This is a genomic window from Streptomyces beijiangensis (assembly GCF_017315755.1).
GTDB lineage: Bacteria > Actinomycetota > Actinomycetes > Streptomycetales > Streptomycetaceae > Streptomyces > Streptomyces beijiangensis.
Genome location: NZ_JAFLRJ010001692.1, coordinates 1 through 300, shown reverse-complemented (window position 1 = coordinate 300; position 300 = coordinate 1). Strand labels below are relative to the sequence as shown.

General features: G+C 70.7%; 1 pseudogene. It reads right to left on the bottom strand.

What is annotated here, in order from left to right:
• A pseudogene (locus tag J0695_RS43265) lies at nt 1-300 on the bottom strand (DUF317 domain-containing protein); the annotation flags it as partial.

The window sequence follows — 300 nt, the reverse complement described above, 5'->3', positions numbered from 1 at the left end:
GCGTGGGTCGTGTCATCCGCCCAGGCCCGCCACTTCTCGAACTCGCCGTGCGCGTCGAGGAAGGTGTCGAGGAGCGAGTCGTGGTCGCCGGCATCGGCCAGGTAGACGGGGACAATTTCCGGCTCCGGGCGGGAGGGTTCGGACTTGGCCGTGGTGACGTCGAAGACGGAGCGCGCTTCGAGGGCGGCGCGTTCGGTGTCGGTCAGGGGCGCCGGTCCGGGGCGCATCTCGGCCGCGTGGACCTTCTCGAAGGCCATCAGTGCCTCCGCGGGTGAGTCGAAGGTGTCGGCGACCTGGCGC